This is a genomic window from Actinomadura scrupuli, assembly GCF_050971785.1.
Taxonomy (GTDB): Bacteria; Actinomycetota; Actinomycetes; order Streptosporangiales; family Streptosporangiaceae; genus Actinomadura_E; species Actinomadura_E scrupuli.
In genome coordinates this window covers 271386-297145 of the sequence record NZ_JBPCCU010000007.1, presented here as the reverse complement: position 1 = coordinate 297145, position 25760 = coordinate 271386, and the positions used below count along the sequence as shown (strand labels likewise).

The following is a 25760-nucleotide window of genomic DNA, read 5'->3' as shown; positions in this document are numbered from 1 at the left end:
GGATGCCCTCAAGGGCGGGCTCCGCCGGCCTGGGCTTTTGGAGATTCCTACAAATACTCTGGTTACCCTTTAAACCGTGCTATTGCGGGAGCTGTTGGACATAAGCGAGCTGCGTCTCGTGCTGCGCGGCGGTTCCGAGAAGCTGGACCGGCCGATCCGGTGGGTCTACACGACCGAGATCGTCGAGCCCGGGCGCTACCTGAGCGGCAACGAGCTCGTCCTGACCGGGCTGATGTGGCACAAGGGGCACGAGGACCCGGACGGCTTCGTCGCCACGCTGGTGGACGCCGGGGTGTCCGCGCTCGGCGTCGGGCTGGCCGTGCACGGGCAGGTGCCGCCCGACCTCGTCGCCGCCTGCCGCCGCCAGGGCCTGCCGCTGATCGAGGTGCCGGCGGACGTGTCCTTCGGCACGGTCAGCGAGGTGGTCACCCGCAGGCTCACCGCGGAGCGCGCGGCGGGGCCGGCCGGCGTGCCGGGCAGGCACCGGCGGCTGATCTCCTCGGTCGCGGAGGGCGCGGGCCTGGAGTCGGTCTTCACCGCCACCCGGCAGGAGATGGGCCACGGCTGCTGGGTGCTGTCGCCGACCGGCCGGGTGGTGGTGGGGGCGCGGACGGGGCCGGAGCCGAGCCGGGGACGGGCGCGGTCGCTGGCCGCCGAGTTCCTGGCCGCGGAGCGGCTGCCGCACGTGGTCCGGACGGACTCGGGGTCGTTCACCCTGCTGCCGGTCAACACCCGGGCGGGACACCGGATCGCCGGCTGGTTCCTGGTCGGCGAGGGCGACCTGGCCGACCACCCGGAAGAGGTCCGGGAGACCACCTACGAGCTCGCGGCCCTGGCCGCGCTCGAACGCGCCCGGATCGAGGAGGGCCGCCGGGTCGAACGCAGGCTCGTCGCCGAGCTGGTCGCGCTCGCCGGGCGCGGCGACCCCGCCGAGGTGGCGGCCGGGATGCGGACCTGCGGCCTGTCGCCCGCCGTCCCCCACGTCGCGGTGTCGGCCGCGGTGAGCGACGTGGCGCATCCCGCCGAGGTCGGCTGCGCGGTGCTGGAGGAGATGCTGGGGGAGGGCGCGGTCGGCGCTCTCGGCCCGGAGGCGGTCGGGCTCGTGCCCGTCCCCGCCGACGGCGTACCGGGGCTGGTCGCCAGGTTGCGCGACGCGGCCGGCAGGCTGGGCGCCGCGCTCACCCGTGAGCGGCTCACCGTCGGGGTCGCCGGGCCCGCCCAGGGCCCGGGCGGGCTGGGCGGGGCGGTGGACGAGGCCCGTCACACCCGCAGGCTGGCCGGCCTGCGCCCGGGCCGGGTCCAGGTGGTGACCAGCGACGAGATCCACTCCTATGTGCTGCTGCTGGCCACCGTGCCCGAGGCGGTGCGGCGGTCGTTCCGGGAGCGGCTGCTGGCGCCGTTGTACGGCTACGACGCCGAGCACCACTCCGACCTCGTGCACACGCTCGAGACGTTCCTGGACTGCTCCGGGTCGTGGAGCCGCTGTGCGGCGGCGTTGCATGTCCATGTGAACACGCTTCGCTATCGAATCCGGCGAATCGAGGACCTCACCGGCCGCGACCTTGGCACACTGGAGAATCGCGTCGACCTCTTCCTGGCCCTGCGTGCCACCTGACCTTTGCTGCCCGGCGTCCACGGCAGGCGTCTAACAGCAATGGACCCGCGGACCGTCGTTGGCCACCCAGGCGTCGGCGGTGGGGGCGACGACGGTGAGGGCGGTGGCGGCGAAGGTGACGAAAGCGGCGATCCGCTTGAAGTAAGACATATGCGGTTCCTTCCTATACGGACCTGTGGTAGTTGAATAGTTACAAGGAGTCACGGTGAGCGGTCAAGAGAGCCTGGGACAGCGCATCCGGTTGTTGCGCATCCGAAAAGGGGTCAGCCAGGCCCAGCTCGCCTTCCCGGAGCTGTCCGACAGCTATATCTCCTTGATCGAGAGCGACAAGCGGGTGCCCGCGCCGAGCGTGATCGAACTGCTGGCCGTCAAGCTCGACTGCTCGCCGATCTACCTGGTCAGCGGGGTCAGCGAGGACGTCGCCGACGAGCTGCGGGTGACCCTGGACTACGCCGAGATCGCCCTGCAGAACGGCGCCGCCGCCGAGGCCCGCGCACGCTTCGCCGAGGTGCTGGAGAGTTCGGACGCGGCGGCCCTGCCGGAACTCCTGCACGAGGCCCGCTGGGGGCACGCCCTGGCGATGGAGGCGGCCGGCGACCTCGAGGAGGCCATCATCGAGCTGCGGGAGCTGACCGCGGCCGCCTCGCTCGAGATCGACCGGGAGCACTGGTCCAGGGTGCACGTGGCGCTGAGCCGCTGCCTGCGGGAGCGCGGGGACCTCAGCGAGAGCGTGCAGGTGGCCGAGGACGCGCTGCGCCGGCTGACCGCCTCCGGCTCGGAGTCCACCGACGCCTCGGTGCACCTGGGCGCCACCCTGCTGGCGGCCTTCATCGAGCGGGGAGACCTGGTCCGGGCCCGCCTGCTGGCCGCCCAGCTGATCGACCGGGCCGAGCGGATCGGCAGCCCGAAGGCGCGGATGGCCGCCTACTGGGAGGCCGCCTACGTCGCGGAGATCCGCGGCGAGTACGACGAGGGACTGGTGCTGGCCGAACGCGCCCTGCTCCTGCTCGGCGAGGACGACGATCCCCGCAACCTCAGCAGGCTCCGGCTCGCCTACGCCAGCCTGCTGCTGCGCGCCCGGCCCGGCGAGGCCGAACGCGCCCGGGATCTGCTGCTGCGGACCCGCGACGACATCGCCGCCAGCTCGGCCGGCGAGATCGACCTGGCCTGGTGCCTCACCGAGCTGGCCCGCGCCGAGACGGCGCTGGGCCGGCCCGGCGACGCCGTCGAGCTGGCCGGCGAGGCGATCGCGATGCTCGGGCAGGCCCCGCGCCGGGCCGCGGCGTGGGCTCTCACCGTGCTGGGGGAGGCCTACGTGCGCCTGGACCGGCGGGCCGAGGCGGTCGACGCGCTCACCCAGGCGGCCACCCATCTGGAGGCGATGGAGTCGTCCCGGGACGCCGCCCAGGCCTGGTTCGACCTGGCGGAGCTCCTCGGCGAGACCGGTCAGGCCGGCGGCGTGGAAGGCCAGCGCCTCGCGGCCTACCGCCGGGCCCTGACCTGCGTGGGTCTCTGACGCTCCCGCTCCCGCGCCGCCACTCCCGCGGCGGTCCCGGACACCTGGGACCGGTGTCCCGAATCGTCGCGGGACCGGCGACAACATCATCCCCGTCGGTGAATAATGCGCCGGAGCTGGGGATGGGAGTTATACGGGGATGTTCGGAATTGTCCGGCCATGTCGGCATGGCATGTGCGCGTCGCTGTTCAAGGAGTGGATGGCGCATCTGTGCGGCCTGTGCCTGACGTTGCGGGCCGAGCACGGGCAGGCCGCGCGGCTGGTCACCAACTACGACGGGCTGCTGGTGTCGGTGCTGGCCGAGGCACAGAGCCGGGAGCGGTCACCGCACCGCAAGGCCGGCCCGTGCGCGCTGCGCGGCATGCGCACCGCCGAGGTGGTCGACGCCAGGGCCGAGGGCGCCCGGCTGGCCGCGGCGGTCTCGCTGCTGCTGGCGGCGGGGAAGACCCGGGACCACGTCGCCGACCGGGACGGCGCCTACGCCCGCCGGCTGGTCGCCGCGGCGGCCGGCCGGGTGGCGGACCGGTGGGACGAGGCGGGCGCTCGGACGAGCGTGGCGCTGGGGTTCGACCCGACGATCCTGCGCGACGCCGTCGACCGCCAGAGCCTGCTCGAGGCGGCCGCCGGGCGCGCGCTGCTGGAGCTCACCGAGCCGACCGAGACCGCGGTCGCCGCCGCGTTCGCGCACACCGCCGTCCTCGCCGGGCGGCCCGCCAACGGCGAGCCGCTGGCCGAGGCGGGCCGGTTCTTCGGCCGCCTCGCCCACCTCGTCGACGCGGTGGAGGACCTCGAGGCCGACCGGGCCGCGGGCGCGTACAACCCGCTGACGGCGACCGGCACCGATCTGGCCGGGGCCCGCCGGCACTGCGACGCCGCGCTGCACGGGATGCGGCTGGCCCTGGCCGACGTGGAGTTCGAGAACCGCCGCCTGGTGACCGCCCTGCTGGAGCGCGAGGTGCGCCGGTCGGTGGACCAGGTGTTCGCGGGCCACCCCAAGGGGCCCGGAGCGCCGGGGCCCTACGGCCCGCCCCCGCCCTACGACCCCACGCGGTATCCGCCGCAGTACCCCGGCCAGCCGCCGCCCGGTCCCAGGCGGCCGGGCTCCGGGCCGCTCTGCCTGGCGGGCTCGGCGATCCTGTGCACCTGCGGGCTGTGGCAGCCGCCCTGGAGCGAGCACCACGGCAAGTCGTGCGGGGACCGCTGCTGGTGCAGCCGCAACTGCGACTGTGACGGCGGATGCTGCGACTGCTGCGACTGCTGTGACTGCTGCAAGGGCTGTGATTCCTGTGACTGCTGCGACTCGTGTGACTGCTGCGACTGCAGCTGTGACTGCTGATCCGGCGCTCCCAGATCTTGACCAAGCGCCCGCTTGGTGCGAGGCTCGGTCGGCGTGGAGAGCGGGCAGGACACCTTCGCGCGGCTGCTGATGGCACGCGCCGATGACGACCATCCCGGGCTGCTGTTCGAGGACGAGCGGCACAGCTGGGCCGAGGTCGTCCAGGCCGCCCGGACCAGGGCCGCGTTCGCCGCCGGCAGGGCGGCGCGGGAGCGGCCCGGCGGGCGGCCGCTGCACATCGGCGTGCTGCTGGACAACGTTCCCGAGTACGTCTTCTGGATCGGGGCGGCCGCGCTGGCCGGGGCGACCCTCGTCGGCATCAACCCGACCCGGCGCGGCGCCGAGCTGGCCGCCGACATCCGGCACACCGACTGCGACCTGATCGTCACCGACGCCGAGCACGCCGTCCTGCTCGAGGGCCTCGACACCGGAGTGGCCCCCGGCGACGTGCTGCTCACCGGCTCCGGACCGGACGGGGACGACGGTACGGGTCCGCCCCCGGGCCGTCCGGCGGGCACCGATTCCGGGCCGTACGCGGAGGTGTCCCGGATCGCCCCGGGCGACCGGCTGCTGCTGCTGTTCACCTCGGGGTCGACCGGGGCGCCCAAGGCGGTGGCCTGCAGCCAGGGCCGGCTCGCCGCGATCGCCGGCCGGGCCGACCTGTTCGATATCACCCGGGACTCGGTGACCTACGTCGCGATGCCGCTCTTCCACGGCAACGCGATCATGGCGAACCTGGCCATGGCGGTGGGCACGGGGGCGACCGTGGTCCTGCGGCGGCGCTTCTCCGCCTCCGGGTTCCTGCCCGACGTCCGCCGGTACGGGGTGACCTTCTTCAACTACGTCGGCCGGGCGCTGGCGTACATCCTGGCGACCCCCGAAGGCGCCGGGGACGCCGTGAACACCCTGCACTCCGCGTTCGGCACGGAGGCGTCCGCCCAGGACATGGCGCGCTTCGGGGCCCGGTTCGGCTGCCGGGTCATCGACGCCTACGGCTCCAGCGAGGGGGCGATCTCGATGCACCGGGCAGACGGCTGCCCGCCGGACGCCCTGGGCCTGCCCCAGCAGGGCGTGGAGGTGGCGATCCTCGACCCCGCGAGCGGAGCCGAATGCCCGCGGGCCCGGTTCGACGAGGCCGGCGGGCTGCTCAATCCCGGGGAGGCGGTGGGGGAGATCGTCGGCCTGAACGTGGCCGGCACCTTCGAGGGCTACTACAACAACGCCGAGGCCGAGTCCCGGCGGGTCCGCCCCCGGTTCCCCGCCGCCCCGGCCGGGCCGGGCCCGGCGCCCGAGGCCGAGGGCGAGGGCGTTTACTGGAGCGGCGACCTGGGGTACCGCGACGAGGCCGGCTACTTCTACTTCGCCGGGCGCGACAGCGACTGGCTGCGGGTGGACAGCGAGAACTTCGCGGCCGCGCCGGTGGAGCGCATCCTGTCCCGGTGGGCGCCGGTCGTCATGTGCGCGGTGTATCCGGTGCCCGACCCCCGCACGGGTGATCAGGTGATGGCGGCCCTGGAGATCGACGGCGAGTTCGACCCCGGTGCCTTCGCGGAGTTCCTCGGCGCCCAGGCGGACCTCGGCACCAAATGGGCGCCGCGATTCGTGCGCGTGATCGACGCCATGCCGCTGACCTCCACGAACAAGGTCGACAAGCGCCCCCTGCGGGCGGAGCGCTGGGAATGCGCCGGGCGGGTGTGGTGGCGCCCCGGCCGTGAGCCGGTCTACCGGCCGCTCACTCCCGCCCTGGTCGCCGCCCTCCGCGCGGAGTTCGCCGCCCACGGCCGCCGGCACGTGCTCTCCGGCATGTGACGGTCTGTTCGCGACCTGGGCGCGGACCACTTCGAGGGGTCACTATGGTTAGTGACGTCCTCGATCCCGACCTGATCCCTACATATGACTATGACTCCGCGTAACCAGATCGGCCGCCTCGCCCTGATCGCCGCCATCGTCGTGGCGTTCGGCGCGTTCTTCACCGTACCGGCCTCGGCCCACACCAAGCTGCTCAGCAGCACGCCCGCCAGGGACGCCAAGGTCACCGCGCTGAGCGAGGTGACCCTGGTGTTCAGCGAGCGGGTCACGCGGGCGCAGGTGCAGGTCCGTGATGCCGCCGGCGGCAGGCACCAGGCCGGTGCCGCCCAGGTGAAGGGCGCGACGGTGACCCAGAAGGTGGCCGCCGGGCTGCCCGCCGGCGCCTACACCGTCGACTACCGCGTCGTCTCCGCCGACGGCCACCCGGTCGAGGAGTCCCTGCCGTTCTCGATCACCGGTCCCACCGACGTCGCGACCGGTCCGGACACGGGCGTCCAGGGGCCGGACGGGCAGGCCACGGCCGCGGGCGGTGCGGCCGTCGAGCGCAGCACGGGCACCGGCGCCCCCGGATCGGCCCAGGGCGGCGGCGTGGAGGGCCGGGAGCTCAAGGCCTCCGGAGGCTCCGCCAAGTGGTTCCTGGTGGGCGCCGGGCTGCTCGCCGGCATCGGCATCGGGCTGGGCATCGTCCTACTCCGCAAGAAGAAGAGCACGGCCGCGGCCGATGGAGACTAGGTCGTGACCCGATCCGGCGCCGTCACCCACCGGCCCGCGGCGATCGCGGCGGCGATCGCCGCGGCCGGGGGGGTCACCGCACTGGTGATCGCGGCGCTGGCCGGCGGGGCGGTGACGGAGAAGGTCATTCCCGGGCTCGGCGACGCGGGCACCCTCACCCGGTGGGGGCTGCCGGTGGCCCGGTTCGCGCTGGACGCCGGCGCGGCGCTCACGGTGGGCGCGCTGCTCATGGCCGCCGTGCTGGTCCCCTCGGACAAGGGAGCCCTCGATCCCATCGCCGTGCGCTACGTGCGGGCGGCGTCCTGGCTGGCGGCCGGCTGGGCCACCGCCGCCGCGATCACCCTGATCCTCACCGTCGCCGACATCCTCGGCGAGCCGGTCGGGCAGGTCGTCGGCGGCAGCGAGCTGAGCAGCTACGTCGGCCAGCTTCCGCAGGGCACCGCGCTGATGCTGGTGGTGCTGATCGCGATCGTGATCGCCCTGCTGACCAGGACCACCGCCACCCCCGGGACCGCGCTGGCCCTGCTGGTGCTGGCGATGATCGGGCTCATGCCGCCTCCGCTGACCGGGCACTCGGCCGCCTCGCCCAACCATTCGGTGGCCGTCGTCGGCCTGGCCCTCCACCTGGCGGCGGTCGTCCCGTGGATCGGCGGCCTGGCCGTGCTGGCCTGGCACGCGCTGACCGGCGGGGAGCGGCTCGGCGTCGCGGCCGAGCGGTTCAGCCGGCTGGCGCTGTGGTGCTACGTCACGGTCGGCGTCACCGGCTTCGCCAACGCGGTCACCCGGCTGCCCGACCCCACCGAGCTGATCACCAGCGACTACGGCCGGCTGATCCTGGTCAAGTCCGCCGCCTTCGTCGTCCTCGGCTGGCTGGGCTGGATGCACCGCACCCGTACGCTGCCGGCCGTGGCCGCGCGCGAGCCGCGCGCCTTCGCCCGGCTGGCCGCGGTCGAGGCCGCGGTGATGGCGGGCACCATGGGCGTCGCCGTCGCGCTGGCCCGCACCGCGCCCCCGGTGACGGGCCCGCCGGAGAGCGTGGTGAAGGGCCTGCTGGGCTACGACCTGCCCCCCGAGATCACGGTCGGCCGGCTGCTGACGCTCTGGCGGTTCGACCTGTTCTTCGTGGTCCTGGTCCTGGTCCTGGGCGGCGCCTACCTGGCGGGGGTGCTCAGGCTGCGCCGGCGCGGGGACACCTGGTCGTACGGCCGCATCGCCGCGTGGTTCATCGGGCTGCTCACCATCGTGGCCGTGACGATGAGCGGGGTGGCGACCTACTCGCCGGTCCTGTTCAGCGTGCACATGGCCCAGCACATGGTGCTGGCGATGCTCACCCCGATCTTCCTGGTGCTCGGCGCCCCGGTCACGCTGGCGCTGCGGGCGCTGAAGCCCGCCCCGATCAAGGGGGACCGGGGACCCCGCGAGTGGCTGACGATCATCCTGCACAGCCGGGTCGTCAAGGTGCTCGGCCATCCCCTCGTGGCCACGGTGATCTTCGTGGCCAGCACGTACGTGCTGTACTTCTCGCCGCTGTTCGAGATGGCGATGCGCGCCCATCTCGGGCACATCGCGATGCTGACGCATTTCCTGCTGGCCGGCGGCCTGTTCTACTGGGTGCTCATCGGGGTGGATCCCGCCCCGCACAAGCTGCCCCACGTCGGGAAGCTGCTGCTGCTGTTCGTCACCCTGCCCTTCCACGCGTTCTTCGGCGTCGCGCTGATGAACATGAACGATCTCGCCAACTCCTGGTACGTCTCCCTGCACCGGACCTGGGGCGCCTCGCTCGCCTCGGATCTGCACACCGGCGGCTCCATCGCCTGGGCCTTCGGCGAGATCCCCACCTTCATCGTGCTGCTGGCCCTGGTGTTCCAGTGGTTCATGGACGAGCAGCGGCTGTCGGCCCGCCTCGACCGCAAGTCCGACCGGGCCGTCGCCCATCAGCAGGACGACGAGCTGTCCGACTACAACGCCTACCTCTCCGCGCTGGACCGGGGCTCCCGGCGGTCCGGCGCCGGCGAATAGGCGTCCCCGGCACGTCGCCCGGACGGGCCGTGCCGGGATGGGTGCTCCCCCGCGCGGGGGAGCCGGATGCCGCCCCGCGGGGGAGCCGGAATCGTCCGGAAATCTGCCAGGATCAGGGGGTGCTGCGGCTGCTGCGTCCCCTGATCGCCCTGACCACCTGGCGCAGGTGGGTCTACCTGATCCTGGGCGGCGCCCTGCTCACCCCCTATCTGATCGCCTCCATGGTGCTCGGCTCGCTGGGGGCCGCCGAGCACGGCAACTCCCTGATCCACTCCCTGGTCACCGTGGTCGCCCTGATCGTGCCGATCGTGGTGACCGGGCTGGTGCCCGCCGTCCGCGTGATGGAGGGGACCGCCGCCAGAGAGCTGCTCGGGGCTCCCGAGACGATCGGAGACGGCCGCCCCTGGCGGGCCCGGCTGCGGACCTCCGGCTGGTTCACCGGGCATCTGCTGGCCGGCGGCGTGATGGGCCTGCTCAGCCTGGGACTGCCCGCCGGCGCGGTCGGCCTGTTCGCGCTGCCGCTGCGCGGTCACAGCACCCGGCTCGCGTTCTTCACGGTGAGCCCCGGCTGGTCGTCGAGCTGGCTGCCGGCCTCGGGCCTGGTGCTGCTGGTGGCCTTTGGATACTCCATCGCGGGGGTGGGGGCGCTGGCGACCCGGCTGGCGCCCGTCCTGCTCGGGCCGTCGTCGGCGGACCGGCTGGCGGAGGCGGAGCGGCGGGCCACCACGCTGGCCGAGCGCAACCGGCTCGCCCGCGAGCTGCACGACTCGGTGGGGCACGCGCTCAGCATCGTCACGGTGCAGGCCGGTGCCGCCGCCCGGGTGCTGGACGCCGATCCGGCGTTCGCCCGCCAGGCGCTGGCCGCGATCGAGGAGTCGGCGCGGCACGCGCTGGAGGACCTCGACCACGTGCTCGGCCTGCTCCGCGAGGAGGCGGCGGGCACGGCGCCGCAGCGCACGCTCAAGGATCTGGACGGCCTGCTGCGGACCACCCGGATGGCCGGCGTGGAGATCGACGCCCACGTGGAGGGGGAGCCGGGACAGCTCCCGGCGGCGGTCTCCCGAGAGGCGTTCCGCATCGTCCAGGAGGGCCTGACCAACACGCTGCGGCACGCGGGCAAGGTGCCGGTCACGCTCCGGCTCGCGGTGCTCGGCGAGCGGCTGGAGCTCGAGATGATCAATCCGCTGGGCGCGCGGGGCGACGACCGGCGCGGCGGGGGCAGGGGGCTGCCCGGCATCCGCGAGCGGGTCACCGTGCTGCGAGGTCAGATGACCGCCGGCCCCGGCGATGGGCACTGGCGGGTCTCGGTCACGATTCCACTTCGAAGGGCAGGCCAGTGAGCACCACCGTGCTGATCGTGGACGACGAGCAGCTCATCCGGGCGGGACTACGCGCCATCATCGACATCGAGCCCGGTCTGACCGTGGTGGGGGAGGCCGGCGACGGCGCCTCGGCGGTCGCGGAGGTCACCCGGTTGCGCCCGGAGGTCGTGCTGATGGACGTCCGGATGCCCTCGGTGGACGGCATCCAGGCCACCCGGCAGATCATGGACCGGTTCACCGAGCCGCCCAAGATCCTGGTGGTCACCACCTTCGAGAACGACGACTACGTCTACGACGCGCTCCGGGCCGGGGCCAGCGGCTTCCTGCTGAAGCGGGCCCGCCCGGAGGAGATCGTGCAGGCGATCCAGATGGTGGCGCACGGCGACACCCTGCTGTTCCCCGCGGCGATCCGTACGCTCGCCTCGCGGCACGTTCCGGCGGGGCGGGACGGCGCCCGGTGGCACGCCCAGCTCACCGAGCGGGAGGGTGAGGTGCTGCGGCTGATGGCCAAGGGACTGTCCAACGCCGAGATCGGCGAAGGGCTGTTCGTGAGCCCGCAGACGGTGAAGACCCACGTGGGCAACCTGCTCGCCAAGATGCAGGCCCGCGACCGCACCCAGGCAGTCATCTTCGCCTACGAGAGCGGGTTCATCGTCCCGGGGTAGCGGTCCGGCGAACCCGGATGCCGGCGGGCGTCTCGTGCGCACCGTTCAGGAGTTCGGCAGCTCCCCGAGCTTCACCTGGACGCTGCTCCGGGTGCCGTCCGGGCGCAGCGTGTCGACCTTGACGGTCGCGCCCGGCTGGAGGCGGGCCAGCGCCTCGGTCAGGTCCGACGGGCTGGGGGTGGGCGCGCCGTTGACGGCGGTGATGGTGTCCCCGGGCCTGATGCCCGCCTTGTCGGCGGGACCGCCCCGCGCGACCCTGACCACGCCCACTCCGGTGGGCCGGCCGGAGTTGTCGGAGGTCGCGCGGACCACCACGCCGAGCGCCGCCCGCCCCGAGTTGGTCACCTTCCCGGTCTTGATGAGCTGCGGCGCGATGCGGTTCACCGTGCGGCTCGGGATCGCGAAGCCGATCCCCTGCGCGGCGCCGCCGAGCTCCGGATCGACGGCGGTGGCGGACGGGATGCCGATGACCTCACCGGTCAGGGTCACCAGGGCGCCGCCGCTGTTGCCGGGATTGATGGCCGCGCTGGTCTGGATGGCGTCGGCGATCGTCGCGCCCCGGAAGGCGCCCTCCGGCTTGGAGGTGACCGTACGGCCCAGGGCCGAGACGATGCCCTGGGTGACGCTGCCCGACAGCCCGAGCGGGTTGCCCATCGCCATGACGATCTGACCGACCCGCAGCGGCCTCGAGTCGCCGAACCGGGCCGGATGCAGCGATCCGCCGGTCACCTTGATCACCGCCAGGTCGTCGGCGCTGAACGTCCCCACCAGGGTGGCCTTCAGTGGCTTGCCGCCGTTGGCCTGGGTCACCTGGAGGTCGCGCGCGCCCGCGACCACGTGGGCGTTGGTGACGATGTCGCCCTGGTTGTCGTAGACCACCCCGGAGCCCTCGCCCTGCTCGGTGGTGATCTGCACGACCGAGGGCAGCACGGTCTGCACGACCTGCTCGTACCGGGTCTGCAGCTGGTCGGCGACACCGCCGCCGGCCGCGGGCGACGGCGAGGCCGTCGTGCCCGCCTGCCTGACCCGGTCCGCCGGGGCACCGCAGCCGGACAGCGGCGCGAGGACGGCCAGCACCGCCACGCCGGCGCGTAACTTCGACGTTCTGTGCACGAGTAGTACCTCCCGGACACGGTCTTCCCTGTTTTCGGGGGGAAACGGCCGGGTGGGCACGACTCGTCCGCGATCTTGCCAGGTCCTTTACCTAGTTACGGTGCAGGTCCGCGGTCAGGACTTCAGCCAGTCGACCGCCGTGTCCCCGAGCGCCGAGCGGACCGCGAGGACGACGACGCACAGCGTGAGCGCCGGGGTCACCACCCAGCGTTCGACGGTGCCGTTGGTGCGCGGGACGACCGGAAAGCCGATCCGCCACTGCGCGGGCCAGAACACCGGGCAGCCCCGGGGCGTCAGGCAGTCCCCGGCGACGTGCGCCAGGCAGCCCAGCGTGACCGCGTAGCCCACGAAGCGCATGTCGAGATGGCGCATGACGTAGACGAGCCCCGCGGCGAGCACGGCGTTGAGCAGGCCGGTGAGATGGTCGCTGTCCTTGAAGCCGATCCCGACCCCGCGCAGGCCCAGCCCGACCACCAGGAACAGCATCACCCACCAGGCCGCCACCACGCCGGGCAGGGGCTGTCCGCCGTAGTGCGGGTTGAAGGCGTGCGTGGCCATCACGTCCGTGGCCCAGCCCGCGCCGAACGCGAAGGCCAGTGAATGGGTCGCGTGCCGGTGCCCCCCGGAGATCTTGCCGATGGCCAGGCACAGCCACCGCGTGAGGAAACCGTAGGTGTTGGCGATACCGCCGTCGTGATGGTCGATGTCCGGCAGCAGCGCCGCCCCCGCGCAGACCAGCGCGCCCGCCGCCATCTGGGCCGGGCTGAGCGCGACGGCGTGGTCGCCGAGCAGCCCGTGGTTGGTGACCAGCGGGACCACGGCCAGCCAGGCGGCGGCCCCGGTCAGCGCGTGCGTGTGGCCCATCATGCGGCATTCCCCGTTTTATTCGACACGGCGGGACTGTAACCCGATCATGGACATTCGCGCAGCCGCCGCGCCGGTTTCCCGCGGTCAGGGCAGGAACAGGCCGAATTCGGCGAGGTCAGGGGTGAGCGCCGGGGGCAGCGCCGCCACCGCGGACAGCTCCTCCGCCGAGCTGAACCCGCCGACCTCCGACCGGATCCGCTCGATCCGGTCCGCCAGCTCCCGGGTGATGCCGGGCAGGGTCTCCAGCGAGGAGGCGGGGGCATGGTTGACGTCCACCAGCCCGCCGTCGTCGTAGCGCCGGTGCAGGTCGGGACGGCCGATGCGCAGCTCGCGCGCCAGGCCCGGGTCGCGCTGGGCCAGGTCCCGGGCCTTCTGCCGGAGCAGGCGCTGGCGGCGGACCCACTCGATCGCCGCCTCGTTGCCGCCCATTCCCTCGCTCCCGGAGGGGTCGAAGACCCGGCGCCGGATGATGAACGCGTGCGCGCACGCCACCAGGGCCTGCACGAGGACACAGGCGCCGAAGACGTTGCGCGACCGGGGGTCGTGGTCGATGTCCGGCAGGACGACGATCTGCAGGGCGAAGACCCCGGCGTAGACCAGCGCGGCGACCACGATGTGCGGGGTGCGCCGCCACAGGGCCGCCGCGGCGAACGTGAAGGGGGTGGCCCAGCCCAGGGTGAGGAAGGGCAGCGCCGCCCACGAGACGCTGATCGCGGCCCGCCCGGGGGGCATGGTGTCCGAGGGCACCCGGGGCTCGTAGGGGATCGGCCGGCCCTCCCGCGGTGCGGGCGGGGTCGATGGGGAGTTCATCGGTGCTTCCTCCGCCCGCGCGACTTCCCTGACCACCACCTACCCGGGAACGTCAGGGCTGGGTGAGGATCTCGTGGCCGTCATCGGTCACCAGGATGGTGTGCTCGAACTGCGCGGTGCGCTTGCGGTCCTTGGTGACGACCGTCCAGCCGTCCTTCCAGATCTCGTAGTCGATCGTGCCCAGGGTGAGCATCGGCTCGATGGTGAACGTCATGCCCGGCTGGATGAGCGCCGTGGCGTTCGGGTCGTCGAAGTGCGGGATGACCAGCCCGGAGTGGAACGTCGTGCCGATGCCGTGCCCGGTGAAGTCACGGACGACGCCGTACCCGAACCTGCGGGCGTAGGACTCGATGACCCGGCCGATCACGTTGATCGCCCGGCCGGGGGCGGCGGCGCGGATGCCGCGCATCATCGCCTCCCGGGTCCGCTCGACCAGCAGCCGGGACTCCTCGTCGACGTCCCCGACGAGGTAGGTCGCGTCGGTGTCGCCGTGCACGCCGCCGATGAACGCGGTGATGTCCACGTTGACGATGTCGCCGTCGCGCAGCACCGTGTCGTCCGGGATCCCATGGCAGATCACCTCGTTGATCGAGGTGCACAGCGACTTGGGGAAGCCGCGGTAACCCAGGGTCGAGGGGTAGGCCCCGTGGTCGAGCATGAACTCGTGCCCGATCCGGTCCAGCTCATCGGTGGTGATGCCGGGCCGGACGTTGCGCCCGACCTCCTCCAGGGCCTGACCGGCTATCTTCCCGGCGACCCGCATTTTCTCGATGATCTCGGGCGTCTTGACGTCGGGCTCACCGGTGCGGGGCGACTTCCTTCCCACGTACTCCGGGCGGGGGATGGACGCCGGGACCTTGCGCAGGGGGGAAACGCGGCCGGGCCGAAGTAGCGTCGTCATACGTCCCGAGTGTAGTTGCCCGAATCTGGGGACGATGTCGACACGTAGTCAAGATCGGGAGGTCTCATGCCTGACGAGGATGACCGATGGTATTTCTGTCTCACCCACCAGCGGGTGGAACACGGGCCCGGGTGCCCGAACAAGGACCGGATGGGCCCGTACGACTCCGAGCAGGCCGCCGCGGGCGCCCTGGAGCTGGCCCGGCAGCGTAACGAGGCCTGGCAGCGGCAGGACGGAGACTGACGGGGGTCAGTCGGGGACGGTGCCGCTGACCCGGTCGAGGATCCGGGCCAGCCGGTCGCGCAGCGACGGGCGGCGGCCCGTCCCCCCCGCTCCCCGGCGGTGTTCGTACGGTGTCCCGGCGGCGGCGCTGACCAGGTGCTGGGCGCCGTCGAAGGAGATCAGCGCGTCGCGTCGCGGGACGATCAGCGAGTCGTGGGCCAGGCCGGCCAGCTCACGGTCGCCGCCGTCGAGGGTGAGGATCACCGCGCCGGTGCGGCGGGCGTCGTCGACCCGCTCCAGCAGCGGGACCGGAGCGGTCTCGTCCTCGGCGACCACGAACAGGGTCTCGCCGCGCCGCGTCTCGGCCAGCCGGTCCAGCCCGATCCGCAGATGCGGGGGCGCGTCCGGCGGTGGCTCCCAGCGGACCAGCGTGGGCATCAGCTCGGGGATCTGGTTGAAACGGCTCTCGTCGTCGAGGTGGGCGGCCAGATGCCACGGCTCTCCCTCCGGCGTGCCGAGCAGCAGCAGCCCGCCCGGGTCCCGGGTGGAGGTGCGCAGCGCGCGGGCGAACTGCTGGGTCCGCTCCAGCCATCCGGTGGCGGAGAGCACCTCGCGCAACAGAGCGACCTGGTCGGCGTCCACGCACCTCATGGTGCCGTACGGAGCACCGCACGGCCGCTCATTCCGCGGGTTCGGCAGGTCAGTGGAGTTCGCCGCGGGCGGCCCTGGCAGGATCGGCGCATGACGCAACAGCACAAGAGCCAGTACGACCTGCCGGATGTGAGCGGTCTGTCGATCGGCATCCTGGGCGGCACCGGAGACCAGGGCAAGGGCCTGGCCAGGCGGTTCGCGCTGGCCGGCCACCAAGTGATCATCGGCTCGCGCAACGCCGAACGGGCCCGGCAGGCCGCCGGCGACATCGGGGACTCGCTGGGCTCCGGGGGCGGCGCGGCCCCCCGCGGCGCGGAGAACGCCGCCGTCGCGGCCGAGGCCGACGTAGTGATCGTCGCGGTGCCCTGGGACGGTCACAAGGCGACCCTCGAGTCGCTGCGCGCCGAGCTCGCCGGGAAGGTCGTCGTCGACTGCGTCAACCCGATCGGCTTCGACAAGCAGGGGTCCTTCGCGCTTCCCGTCGAGGAGGGGAGCGCCGCCCAGCAGGCCGCCGCGGTGCTCGCCGAGAGCCGGGTCGTGGCCGCGTTCCACCACGTGTCGGCGGTCCTGCTGCTCGATCCCTCGATCGAGGAGGTCGACCTGGACGTGCTCGTCCTCGGCGACGACCGGGAGGCCACCGACCTGGTCCGGGCGCTGGCGGGGCGGATCGCCGGCATGCGCGGCGTCTACGCGGGCCGGCTCCGCAACGCCCACCAGGTCGAGGCGCTGACCGCCAACCTCATCTCCATCAACCGCCGCTACAAGGCGCACGCCGGCTTCCGCGTCACCGACGTCTGACCCGCTCGCGGGGACGGCCCGGCGCGGATCCGGGCCACGACGAGAACGGCGGGTCCCTGCGGAACCGGGTGCGGCGTTCTACCATCTGAGAGACATGCCCCATACGGGGTGAGTCCTCTCCGACAGGGGCCCAGAGTGCGCCAGCCCAGTTCCGCCGACCCGTGGAGCAACTTCCTCGACCCCGCCGACGACCGCTCCGGCGGCCGGCAGGCGCCGGCCTACCTCACGGAGGGCCACGGCCGGGGCCCGGAGGACGCCGACGTCGACACCGGGCTCTCCGAGCCCGGCCGCCGGATGCTCAGCCTGCTCGGCTCCGACCGCGGCGCGCTGCCCATCGAGCAGGTCGCGGAGCGTCTCGACATGGGGCTGCTGGACGTCGCCGAGACCGTGCGCGCCCTGACCTCCAGGGGGCTGGTCCGGGTCCGGCAGACCGGTGCCAAGGAGACCGTGGAGCTGACCGAACGTGAGTCCGGCGACTGACGCATGAGCCCTCTTGGTCCCTATCTCATCGTCGCCGCACTGGGAGGGCTGGTCGGCGCGACCGAGCTCATCTCGCGCTACCGCGACCGTCCCGCCTCGCTGATCCGGGTGGTCAGCACCTGGGGCTACGTCCTGATCAACGCCGCCGCCGGGGCGGCGGCGTTGCTGCTCATGCACATCTTCGGCTGGGACTTCGGCGCCGCGCAGGGCACCGAGGGCGCGCTCCAGGTGCTCGTCGCCGCGTTCGGGTCGATGGCGCTGTTCCGCAGCGCGCTGTTCACCGTGCGCATCCACGACCAGGACGTGGCGGTGGGCCCGAGCACCCTGCTGACCTCCCTGCTGGCCGCGGCGGACCGGGGCGTCGACCGCATGGTGGCGCAGAACCGGTCCGCCAAGGCCCGGGAGATCATGACGCACGTCTCCTTCGCCAAGTCGCGGCTGGCGCTGCCCACCCTCTGCCTGGCGCTGCTGCAGAACGTCTCGGCCGAGGACCAGCGTGATCTGCGCACCGCGGTGGACGCGCTGGCCGCCAGCAAGATGAGCGACACGCAGAAGGCCCTCAACCTCGGCCTGCTGCTGATGAACGTCGCGGGCGCCGAGGTGGTGAGCGCCGCGGTCCGGACGCTGCGTGACGAGATCCAGGCCGACCCCGCTCCGCCGCAGGTCACCGGCCCCGCCGTGTGACCAGGCGCCCTGCCGTGTGACCAGGCCCTGCCGCCGTGATCATGCAATCAATCGTCCAACGATTGCATGATCACGGCAGGGAGGGGCGGTGGTGGATCAGTGGTAGGTGTGCTCGGGGGTGGGGAAGGCGCCGCCGACGACCTCGTCGGCGAACGACCTGGCTGCACAGGAGAGGACGCCCGCCATGTCGGCGTAGGTCTTGACGAACTTGGCGGTGCGCGGGCTCAGCCCGGCCATGTCCTGCCAGACCAGCACCTGGGCGTCGCACGCCGCGCCGGCGCCGATGCCGATGGTCGGGATGGACAGCGCCGCGGTGACCCGTGCGGCGAGGTCCTCGGGGACGCACTCGAGCACCACGGCGAACGCGCCGGCCGCCTCGAGCGCCTTGGCGTCGGACATCAGCTGTTCACCGGACTCGCCGCGGCCCTGCACCCGGTAGCCGCCGAACACGTTGACCGACTGCGGGGTGAGGCCGAGGTGGCCCATCACCGGGATGCCGGCCGCGACCAGGGCCTCGGCCTGAGGGAGCACCCGGTGGCCGCCCTCCAGCTTGACCGCGTGCGCGCCGGTCTCCTTGAGGAAGCGGGCGGCGGTGGTCAGGGCGTCGGCGACGCCCGCCTGGTACGAGCCGAACGGCAGATCGGCGACGACCATGGCGCGCTGGGAACCGCGGACGACCGCGGCGGTCAGCGGGATCAGATCGTCGACGGTGACCGGAATGGTCGAGTCGTAGCCGTACACGACCATCGCGGCGGAGTCACCGACGAGCAGGACAGGGATGCCGGCCTCGTCGAAGACCCGTGCGGTCAGGGCGTCGTACGCGGTGAGCATCGGCCACTTCTCGCGCCGCTCCTTCGCGGCGGCGATGTCGCGTACGGTGACCCGGCGCCCGCTCTTGCCGCCGTAGAGAGTGGTCGGCTGGGCAGGGTTGGAGAAAGACACGTCGACCTCCACAGTCTCGAGGCGCCACGGTGGCGTACCCGGACGGAATCGATGATCCCACGGACAAAACGGATGTGGTAGCCCCCGAAATTCCGGATCCGGGGGAGCTCCGCCGCGTGGTCTCCGAGTTACGAAACGCTACTGTTGCGTATCGAAGGAATGGCTCGTACGCTCTGCTCGTTACGAAACGCAGACGTATCGGTAGAGCACTGCCGCTCAGAAGGAGAGACATGTCCTTGCAGCCGTCATCCCAGGGGCCGGGATCCGGTGTGCACAGCCGGCGCTGGTACATCCTCGGTGTCCTGGTCGTCAGCCTGCTCGTGGTCGTTCTGGACAACACGGTCCTCAACGTCGCACTCAAGACCATCGCCGACCCGAGTGAAGGTCTGGGCGCGACCCAGAGCGAACTCGAGTGGGCCATCAACTCCTACACGCTGGTCTTCGCCGGCCTGCTGTTCACCTTCGGGGTCATCGGCGACCGGATCGGCCGTAAGCGCATGCTGATCATCGGCATGCTGCTGTTCGGTGTCTCCTCGCTGATCTCGTCCTACGCGACCAGCCCCGAGCAGCTCATCTGGGCCCGCGCGGCCATGGGCCTGGGCGGTGCGGCGATCATGCCGCAGACGCTGTCCATCATCTCCAACGTCTTCGAGCCGCAGGAGCGCGGCAAGGCCATCGGGCTCTGGGCGGGCGCCGTCGGCATCGGCATCGCCATCGGCCCGGTCACCGGCGGGCTCCTGCTCGACCACTTCTGGTGGGGCTCGGTCTTCCTGATCAACGTGCCGATCATCATCGTGGGCGTCATCGGGATCGTGCTGATGGTCCCCGAGTCGCGCAACCCCAGCCCGTCCAAGATCGACTCGCTCGGCGTGCTGCTGTCCATCGCCGGCCTGATCCTGCTGACCTACGGCATCATCGAGGGCGGCGAGAAGGCCACCTGGACGACGCCGAGCGTGCTCGGCCCGATCGTCGCCGGTGTCCTGGTGCTGGCGCTGTTCGTCTGGTACGAGTCCCGCATCGAGCACCCGGCACTGAACGTCAAGCTGTTCCGGGACCCGCGCCTGTCGGCCTCGGTCGGTGCGATCACGCTGGTCTTCTTCGGCATGGCCGGGGTGTTCTTCTTCGTCTCGATCTACCTGCAGAGCGTCCGCGACTACACCCCGCTGCAGGCGGGCCTGCTCACCCTGCCGTTCGCGGCGGCGCAGCTGATCTTCTCCCCTCGCAGCTCCGCCATGGTCCAGCGGTTCGGTGCCAAGGCGACCACGACCACGGGCCTGATCGTGGTGTTCATCGCGGTCGTCAGCTACCAGTTCCTCACCGTGGACTCCCCGATCTGGGTGCTCGAGGTGGGCTTCTTCCTGCAGGGCGCCGGGATGGCCAACGTCATGCCGCCCGCCACCAACGCCGTCATGTCCGTGCTCCCGCGCGAGGAGGCGGGGTCGGGCTCGGCGCTGACCAACGTCTCCCGTCAGGTGGCGGTCGCGCTCGGTGTCGCGGTGCTCGGCTCGGTGGTCTCCTCCATCTACCGTGACGAGATGACCCCGCACCTGAACGGGCTGCCCAAGGCCGCGGGCGACTCCATCGGCGCCACCACCGGCATCGCGGACAAGCTGCACCTGCCCGCGGACCGGCTGGTGGACTTCGGCCACACCGCCTTCGTCGACGGCATGCACGTGGCCTCGGCGATCTCCGCCGTCATCACGCTGGCCGGCGTGCTGGTCGTGCTCAAGTGGATGCCGGGACGTGGCACGACCGGCGCGGCGGACGCCGCGGCGGCACGAAAGCGGGAGACCGCGGAAGTGTGAGAAGTTGACTCCCGATGACCGAGACGACTGAACGCCTCGCAGCCCGGCCGCCCGGCCGGCCGCGCAGCGAGCGCGCCGAAAAGGCGATCATCGACGCGACGCTCGACCTCCTCATCGAGGAGGCGGGCGTCGCCGGCGTGACGATCGAGGCGGTGGCCGCCCGGGCGGGGGTCGGCAAGACCACGATCTACCGGCGGTGGGCCAACAAGGAGGCGCTCATCGTCGACGCCCTGGCCACTCTCAAGGAGCCGGTTCCGCCGCTGGCCGGGGTGACGGCGCGGGACGACCTGATCACGCTGACCCAGGCCATCAGGCCGCCCGGCGACCGGCGTTTCGACTGCGTCTGGAACATCCTCGGCGGGGCGGCCAAGCATCCCGAGCTCGTCCGGAAGTTCCAGCAGGACGTCCTCGAACCACGTCGCGAGGTCTTCCGCGGCGTGCTCCGCCGGGGCGTCGCCAGCGGGGAGTTCCGCGATGACCTGGACATCGAGGTCGCGGAGGCGATCATCCTGGGCGCCATGACCCTGCGGGCGCGCAGTCTCGACCGGGACCGGGCGCTGCCCGAGGACTTCGCCCCGCGACTGGTCGACACCGTTCTGCGCGGCTTCTCAGCCCGGTAGCGGGCGGGGCAGCAGCACCCGGTCTCCGGCGACGAGGCCCGAGCGGATCTCGATGTACTGATCGCCGCGTACGCCGATCCGCACGGCGCGGGTGCTGGTGTCCGACCCGTGCCGGACCTGGACGGTGTACGTGCCGCCGGCGCCGGGGACGACCGCGGCGGCGGGCACGTAGAGCGTGCCGTCCGATTCGCGGACGGTGACCTGGACGGTCGCGGTCTGGCCCAGCAGCAGCCCCGCGGGCACCCGGTCGAAGGCGACCATCACGCCGTACTGCACCAGCGTGCCGGTGGTCGTGGCGGCCGGGTCGATGTGGGTGACCGTGCCGTCGTACGACTCGCCGGGCCGGGTGGCGAGCGTGATCCTGGCCGTCTGACCGATCTTCAGCTGGGCCACCTCGGTCTGCGAGAACTTCGCCTGGACCTGCAGCTCGTCGAGGTTCCCGATGGTGACGAAGCCGCTGGAGCCGGGCCCGCTGACCTGGCTGCCCACCGTGCCCGCCACCGTCAGCACGGTGCCGTCGATGGGAGCGGTGATGACCGTCCCGGCCAGGGCGCGCCTGGCCTGGGCGAGGGTCACCTGCGCCTTGACGACCTGGGCGCCGGCCTGCGCCTTCGTGGTCGCGGTGCCCGGCCGGCCGCCGCGCCCCGCACCGGCGCCCTGGCCACTGGACTGGCCACCGGCCTGCTGGGCCTGCGCCGCGCCGCCGCCGGTCCCGCACGCCTGCGCGCCGCCCGCCTGGCCGCCGCCCGCGTGCACGCCGCCCGCCTGCCCGCCGCCCCCGCCGGATCCGGACGGGGCGCCGGACGCGGACGGCCGCGGGCCGCCCGTCGGCCGGGGTGTCGGGGTGGGCGTCCTGGTCGGCCAAGAAGTCGGCCGCGGAGTCTGCCGGGGGGACCTGGTGGGCCTGCCCGCCCGGGGCGTCGGAGTGGGAGTGGGGGAGACGGCGGGCCCTGCGGACGGCCGTCCGCGCACCGGCCGGGTGGCCGTCGCGGCCGTGACGGAGCCCTGGCCGGAGCCGCCCTTGCCGGCCGTGCAGGCGGCCGGCGCCGCGCTCTGCGTGCCGGCCTTGTCGTAGGCCTCGTCGGCCGCCGCCAGCGCCGCGACGGCGGCGTCCACCTGCTCCTGGGCCTGGGTGGGGTCGAGCCGGGCGAGGACCTGCCCGGCCTTGACCGGCCGCCCCGCCGTGACGCCGAGCCTGACGACCGTCCCGGACGTGCCGAAGCCCACCTCGCGGATCTGCGCGCTCTGCAGGTTGCCGGCCGCGCCGACCGTGGCGGTGACGTCGCCCTGGCGGACGCTCACGTACGAGATGCGGTCCGGCACGTCGCCCCCGACGGCCATCAGCGACCCGCCCACGACGACCACGGCACCGAGAACGACGAGCGCGTTCCGGGGCCCTCCCGGCGGCCGGCGGATCGTGAAGGCTCGCGAACTCATGGGGCATCACCCTGCCCACGGCACGTCACAGACGGCTGAAGCCGACCTGAGAGTTTGCTGTGGAACACGGACTCACAGACAACTTTCAGGGACAGCCCAAGTTCACCCAAGCCGGGCCGTGAATGCTGCGGTCCGTGAAATTCTCCTTCCATCGCCGGACCGCCCTGGTGAACGGCACGCTGGTGGTGCTGCTGGTCGGCGGCGCGGCGTACGGCTACATCTCGCTCGCGTCCGACGGCAACGCCGGTACGGCTGCGGCCCCGACCGGTGCGGTGGCCCGCGGGACCGTGATGTCGTCGGTGTCGGCCTCGGGCTCGGTCGTCAGCGCCAAGAGCCGGGATCTGAGCTTCGGCACCTCCGGCACGGTCAAGCGGATCGAGGTCCAGACGGGCGACAAGGTCGTCAAGGGGGAGGTGCTGGCCCGGCTCGACGCCACCGCGGCACAGGAGAACGTGACCGTGACCAAGGCCGCCCTGGACGCGGCCGACGACGACACCTCCACCGCCCAGGCCTACTCCAGCTACGTCTCGGCCCGGAACTCCTACAACGCGGCGCTGCGGCAGCTCGACGCGACGGTGCTCAAGGCGCCCTTCGCCGGCACCGTCACCGCGGTCAACGGCACCGTCGGCGGCTCGTCCGGCGGCTCCGCCGGGACCGGCACCTCGGGCACGTCCGGCTCCGGCGGCTCTGGAGGCGGTTCGAGCGGGGCGAGCGGCGGCAGCGGCGGCGCGGCGGGTTCGGGCTCCTCCAGCGGCTCGTCCACCGGGTCCTCGTCGGGCGGCTTCATCACGGTGGCCGACACGGGCCGGCTCGCGGTCACGGCCAACTTCACCGAGGCCGACACCACCAAGCTCAAGCTCGGGCAGACGGCCACGGTCTCCTTCGACGCGCTGACCGGCGTGACCGCAGCGGGCAAGGTCACCGCGATCGACATGTCCTCGACCACCACCGGCAACGTCGTGCAGTACGGCGTCACCGTCTCGCTGACCGGCAGGCCGGCCGGCATCCGGCTCGGGCAGACCACCAGTGTCCAGGTGATCGTGTCCAAGGCCGCCGGGGTCCTGTACGTACCGACGGCGGCCGTGCGCACGGTGGGCGGCCAGAGCAGCGTCACCGTCCTGCGCGACGGCAAGCAGGTGGTCACGCCGGTCCAGATCGGCGTGAAGGGGGACCAGGGCACCGAGATCAAGTCGGGGCTGACCGCGGGCGAGCGCGTGGTCCTGTCCGCCGGCACCGGGACCGGGGGCGTCCAGCTTCCGGGCGGCGGCAGGTTCCCGGGCGGCGGCCTGGGCGGCGGCGGTCTCGGCGGCGGCGGGGCCCGTGCGGGCGGCGGTGGCCGCGGATGAGCCCCCCGCAGGACTCCCCGGTCCTGGACGTACGGCACGTCACGAAGGTCTACGGGGCGGGCGAGACGGCCGTGCACGCGCTGCGCGGAGTCTCCGTCACCGTGCAGCGGAGCGACTACGTGGCGATCATGGGTGCGTCGGGGTCGGGGAAGTCGACGTTGATGAACATTCTGGGTTGTTTGGATGTGCCGAGTGGGGGGCGTTATCTGCTGGATGGTGTGGATGTGGGGGTGTTGGAGGAGCGGCGGTTGTCGGTCTTGCGTAATCGGAAGATCGGGTTTGTTTTTCAGTCGTTCAATTTGATTCCGCGGATGACGGCGTTGGCGAATGTGGAGTTGCCGTTGGCGTACGGGGGTGTGAGGGGGGCGGTGCGGCGGCGTCGGGCGTTGGCGGCGTTGGATCGGGTGGGTCTGGCGGATCGGGTGGGTCATGAGCCGAGTGAGTTGTCGGGTGGTCAGCAGCAGCGGGTGGCGGTGGCGCGGGCGTTGGTGACGGCGCCGGCGTTGTTGCTGGCCGACGAGCCGACCGGCAACCTCGACACGACGTCGACTCAGGAGGTGCTGGGGATCCTCGACCGGCTGAACGTCAGTGGCCGGACGATCGTGCTGATCACGCACGAGGATGAGGTCGCGGCCCATTCCAAGCGGGTGATCCGGCTGGTCGACGGCGAGGTCGTCGAGGACCGGCGGCAGGCCCCCGTCGACGGGCCGCCGCCCCGGCTGTCCATGCTGGGGGAGGGCGTCCGATGAGCTACCTGGAGATCCTGAGGTTCGCGCTGCGCGGCCTGAGCGCCAACAAGCTCCGCAGCGGGCTGACCACCCTGGGCATCCTGATCGGCGTCGGCGCGGTGATCCTGCTGGTCGCGGTGGGCAACGGCTCGTCGCTGGCGATCCAGAAGAACATCCAGCGGCTGGGGTCCAACTCGCTGACCGTCATGAAGTCCACGACCGGTGGCGGCGCCCGGGGCGGTGGCGGTGGCGGTGCCTTCGGCGGATTCGGCGGGCCGGCCGGAGGCGCCCAGCAGCAGAACACCGGGCCGCGCACGCAGGCGCACGACCTGACGGTGGCGGACGCGAAGGCGCTCACCGATCCCTCCGGGGCGCCCTCGGTCAAGAGCGCGTCCCCGGTGGTGAACGCCTCGTCGTCGACCGCGACCTACGAGGGGTCGAGTCACGCGATCGGGCAGTTCGTGGGCACCTACCCGGGCTACTTCGAGGCGGCCAACAAGGTCGTCGCCAAGGGCGCGGCGTTCACCGCGGACGACGTGACCAACGCCCGCAAGGTCGCGGTCATCGGCTCCACGGTCGCCACGGAGCTGTTCGGCACCGTGGACCCGGTCGGTAGGCAGATCAGCGTCGGCGGAGTGCCGTTCACGGTGACGGGCGTGCTGAAGACCCAGGGCGGCGCCGGCTTCCAGGACCCCGACGACGTGGCCATCGCGCCGCTGTCGGCGGTGCAGCAGAGCCTCACCGGCTTCGCCGGGCTCAACCAGATCGTGGTGCAGGCCAAGAGCGCCAAGACCGTCGACGCGGCGCAGTCGGAGGTGACCGCCATCCTCGACCAGCGGCACGGCATCGGCGGCTCGGTACCGGCGGACTTCCAGATCCTCAACCAGGCGAGCCTGCAGTCGACGGTGGCCGACTCCAGCCGGACGTTCACGGTGCTGCTGGGCGCGGTGGCGGCGATCAGCCTGCTGGTGGGCGGGATCGGGATCACCAACATCATGCTGGTGACCGTCACCGAGCGGACCCGGGAGATCGGCATCCGCAAGGCCATCGGCGCTCCCAAGGGCGCGATCCTCGGCCAGTTCATCGCCGAGGCCACCGTGCTCAGCCTCGTCGGCGGCGTCCTCGGCGTCGCCGGCGGGGTGATCGGCAGCCAGTTCACCATCGTCGGGGTCGAACCCGTGATCGTCCCGTCCTCGATCGCGCTGGCCCTGGCGGTCTCGATCGCGATCGGCCTGTTCTTCGGCAGCTATCCCGCCAACCGCGCGGCCAAGCTCCGCCCGATCGAGGCGCTCCGCCATGAATGAGGCCACCAGTGGATGACCGTACGAGCCGTACCGGACAA

Annotated in this window: 24 protein-coding genes; 17 read left to right on the top strand and 7 right to left on the bottom strand. The window is 72.5% G+C overall.

What is annotated here, in order from left to right:
• Positions 1–76: 76 nt before the first annotated feature.
• The 8 genes from ACRYCC_RS29735 to ACRYCC_RS29700 all read left to right on the top strand — a co-directional run bounded on the left by ACRYCC_RS29735 (position 77) and on the right by ACRYCC_RS29700 (position 11014).
• Complete coding sequence (locus ACRYCC_RS29735; RefSeq protein WP_433817034.1) at positions 77–1615, top strand: PucR family transcriptional regulator; 1539 nt, start codon at positions 77–79, stop codon at positions 1613–1615.
• 205 nt (positions 1616–1820) lie between these two features.
• Positions 1821–3131, top strand: coding sequence for a helix-turn-helix domain-containing protein (locus tag ACRYCC_RS29730; RefSeq protein ID WP_433817033.1), 1311 nt, complete (start codon positions 1821–1823; stop codon positions 3129–3131).
• A 139-nt stretch (positions 3132–3270) separates the two neighbouring features.
• Positions 3271–4467: a DUF5685 family protein gene (locus ACRYCC_RS29725; protein WP_433817032.1), complete on the top strand. Its 1197-nt coding sequence runs from the start codon at positions 3271–3273 to the stop codon at positions 4465–4467.
• A 54-nt stretch (positions 4468–4521) separates the two neighbouring features.
• A complete protein-coding gene (locus ACRYCC_RS29720) occupies positions 4522–6276 on the top strand; it encodes an AMP-binding protein (protein WP_433817031.1) in 1755 nt (584 codons plus the stop codon).
• An 84-nt stretch (positions 6277–6360) separates the two neighbouring features.
• A complete protein-coding gene (locus ACRYCC_RS29715) occupies positions 6361–7008 on the top strand; it encodes a copper resistance CopC family protein (protein WP_433817030.1) in 648 nt (215 codons plus the stop codon).
• Positions 7009–7011: 3 nt separating this feature from the next.
• On the top strand, positions 7012–9027 hold the full coding sequence (locus tag ACRYCC_RS29710) for a bifunctional copper resistance protein CopD/cytochrome c oxidase assembly protein (protein WP_433817029.1): 2016 nt from the start codon (positions 7012–7014) through the stop codon (positions 9025–9027).
• Between the two features lie 119 nt (positions 9028–9146).
• A complete protein-coding gene (locus tag ACRYCC_RS29705) occupies positions 9147–10367 on the top strand; it encodes a sensor histidine kinase (protein ID WP_433817028.1) in 1221 nt (406 codons plus the stop codon).
• Entirely contained in the window at positions 10364–11014 is a 651-nt protein-coding gene (locus tag ACRYCC_RS29700; protein ID WP_433817027.1) for a response regulator, read from the top strand. The genes ACRYCC_RS29705 and ACRYCC_RS29700 overlap by 4 nt, the downstream gene beginning before the upstream one ends.
• A 45-nt stretch (positions 11015–11059) precedes the next feature.
• On the opposite strand, the gene ACRYCC_RS29695 is transcribed toward ACRYCC_RS29700, so the two are convergent.
• From ACRYCC_RS29695 to map, 4 genes are all read right to left on the bottom strand, one after another.
• The gene (locus ACRYCC_RS29695) at positions 11060–12127 is read right to left on the bottom strand and encodes a S1C family serine protease (RefSeq protein ID WP_433817026.1); all 1068 of its coding nucleotides are present in this window, start codon (positions 12125–12127) and stop codon (positions 11060–11062) included.
• 114 nt (positions 12128–12241) lie between these two features.
• Positions 12242–12994 carry a metal-dependent hydrolase gene (locus ACRYCC_RS29690; RefSeq protein ID WP_433817025.1) on the bottom strand — a complete coding sequence of 251 codons (753 nt, stop codon included), beginning with the start codon at positions 12992–12994 and terminating at the stop codon, positions 12242–12244.
• Between the two features lie 84 nt (positions 12995–13078).
• The gene (locus tag ACRYCC_RS29685) at positions 13079–13804 is read right to left on the bottom strand and encodes a ComEA family DNA-binding protein (protein ID WP_433817024.1); all 726 of its coding nucleotides are present in this window, start codon (positions 13802–13804) and stop codon (positions 13079–13081) included.
• 52 nt (positions 13805–13856) lie between these two features.
• Positions 13857–14705, bottom strand: coding sequence for a type I methionyl aminopeptidase (map, locus tag ACRYCC_RS29680; protein ID WP_433817023.1), 849 nt, complete (start codon positions 14703–14705; stop codon positions 13857–13859).
• Between the two features lie 66 nt (positions 14706–14771).
• On the opposite strand from map, the gene ACRYCC_RS29675 reads away from it, so the two are divergent.
• Complete coding sequence (locus tag ACRYCC_RS29675; protein ID WP_433817022.1) at positions 14772–14948, top strand: hypothetical protein; 177 nt, start codon at positions 14772–14774, stop codon at positions 14946–14948.
• Positions 14949–14954: 6 nt separating this feature from the next.
• On the opposite strand, the gene ACRYCC_RS29670 is transcribed toward ACRYCC_RS29675, so the two are convergent.
• Entirely contained in the window at positions 14955–15578 is a 624-nt protein-coding gene (locus tag ACRYCC_RS29670) for a hypothetical protein (RefSeq protein ID WP_433817021.1), read from the bottom strand.
• 90 nt (positions 15579–15668) lie between these two features.
• On the opposite strand from ACRYCC_RS29670, the gene npdG reads away from it, so the two are divergent.
• The 3 genes from npdG to ACRYCC_RS29655 all read left to right on the top strand — a co-directional run bounded on the left by npdG (position 15669) and on the right by ACRYCC_RS29655 (position 17540).
• On the top strand, positions 15669–16376 hold the full coding sequence (gene npdG, locus ACRYCC_RS29665) for an NADPH-dependent F420 reductase (RefSeq protein WP_433817020.1): 708 nt from the start codon (positions 15669–15671) through the stop codon (positions 16374–16376).
• Between the two features lie 135 nt (positions 16377–16511).
• Complete coding sequence (locus ACRYCC_RS29660; RefSeq protein WP_433817019.1) at positions 16512–16856, top strand: hypothetical protein; 345 nt, start codon at positions 16512–16514, stop codon at positions 16854–16856.
• Positions 16857–16859: 3 nt separating this feature from the next.
• Entirely contained in the window at positions 16860–17540 is a 681-nt protein-coding gene (locus tag ACRYCC_RS29655; RefSeq protein WP_433817018.1) for a hypothetical protein, read from the top strand.
• A 96-nt stretch (positions 17541–17636) separates the two neighbouring features.
• Here ACRYCC_RS29655 and panB read toward each other — a convergent pair whose 3' ends face one another.
• The gene (panB, locus tag ACRYCC_RS29650) at positions 17637–18482 is read right to left on the bottom strand and encodes a 3-methyl-2-oxobutanoate hydroxymethyltransferase (protein ID WP_433817017.1); all 846 of its coding nucleotides are present in this window, start codon (positions 18480–18482) and stop codon (positions 17637–17639) included.
• A gap of 230 nt (positions 18483–18712) precedes the next feature.
• Between panB and ACRYCC_RS29645 the strand changes: the two genes are divergently transcribed.
• Positions 18713–20287: an MFS transporter gene (locus ACRYCC_RS29645; RefSeq protein ID WP_433817016.1), complete on the top strand. Its 1575-nt coding sequence runs from the start codon at positions 18713–18715 to the stop codon at positions 20285–20287.
• 14 nt (positions 20288–20301) lie between these two features.
• Positions 20302–20907 (top strand): TetR/AcrR family transcriptional regulator, encoded by a 606-nt coding sequence (locus ACRYCC_RS29640; RefSeq protein WP_433817015.1) that lies wholly within the window; start codon positions 20302–20304, stop codon positions 20905–20907.
• On the opposite strand, the gene ACRYCC_RS29635 is transcribed toward ACRYCC_RS29640, so the two are convergent.
• Positions 20896–22344, bottom strand: coding sequence for an efflux RND transporter periplasmic adaptor subunit (locus tag ACRYCC_RS29635; protein WP_433817014.1), 1449 nt, complete (start codon positions 22342–22344; stop codon positions 20896–20898). The two genes, ACRYCC_RS29640 and ACRYCC_RS29635, sit on opposite strands and share 12 nt — an antisense overlap.
• A gap of 134 nt (positions 22345–22478) precedes the next feature.
• On the opposite strand from ACRYCC_RS29635, the gene ACRYCC_RS29630 reads away from it, so the two are divergent.
• From ACRYCC_RS29630 to ACRYCC_RS29620, 3 genes are read left to right on the top strand one after another with little or no spacing between them, the layout of a single operon-like run.
• On the top strand, positions 22479–23690 hold the full coding sequence (locus ACRYCC_RS29630) for an efflux RND transporter periplasmic adaptor subunit (protein ID WP_433817013.1): 1212 nt from the start codon (positions 22479–22481) through the stop codon (positions 23688–23690).
• Positions 23687–24439, top strand: a complete 753-nt coding sequence (locus ACRYCC_RS29625) for an ABC transporter ATP-binding protein (RefSeq protein ID WP_433817012.1) — start codon at positions 23687–23689, stop codon at positions 24437–24439. Before ACRYCC_RS29630 ends, ACRYCC_RS29625 begins: the two co-directional genes overlap by 4 nt.
• Complete coding sequence (locus ACRYCC_RS29620) at positions 24436–25722, top strand: ABC transporter permease (RefSeq protein WP_433817011.1); 1287 nt, start codon at positions 24436–24438, stop codon at positions 25720–25722. Before ACRYCC_RS29625 ends, ACRYCC_RS29620 begins: the two co-directional genes overlap by 4 nt.
• Positions 25723–25760 lie beyond the last annotated feature (38 nt).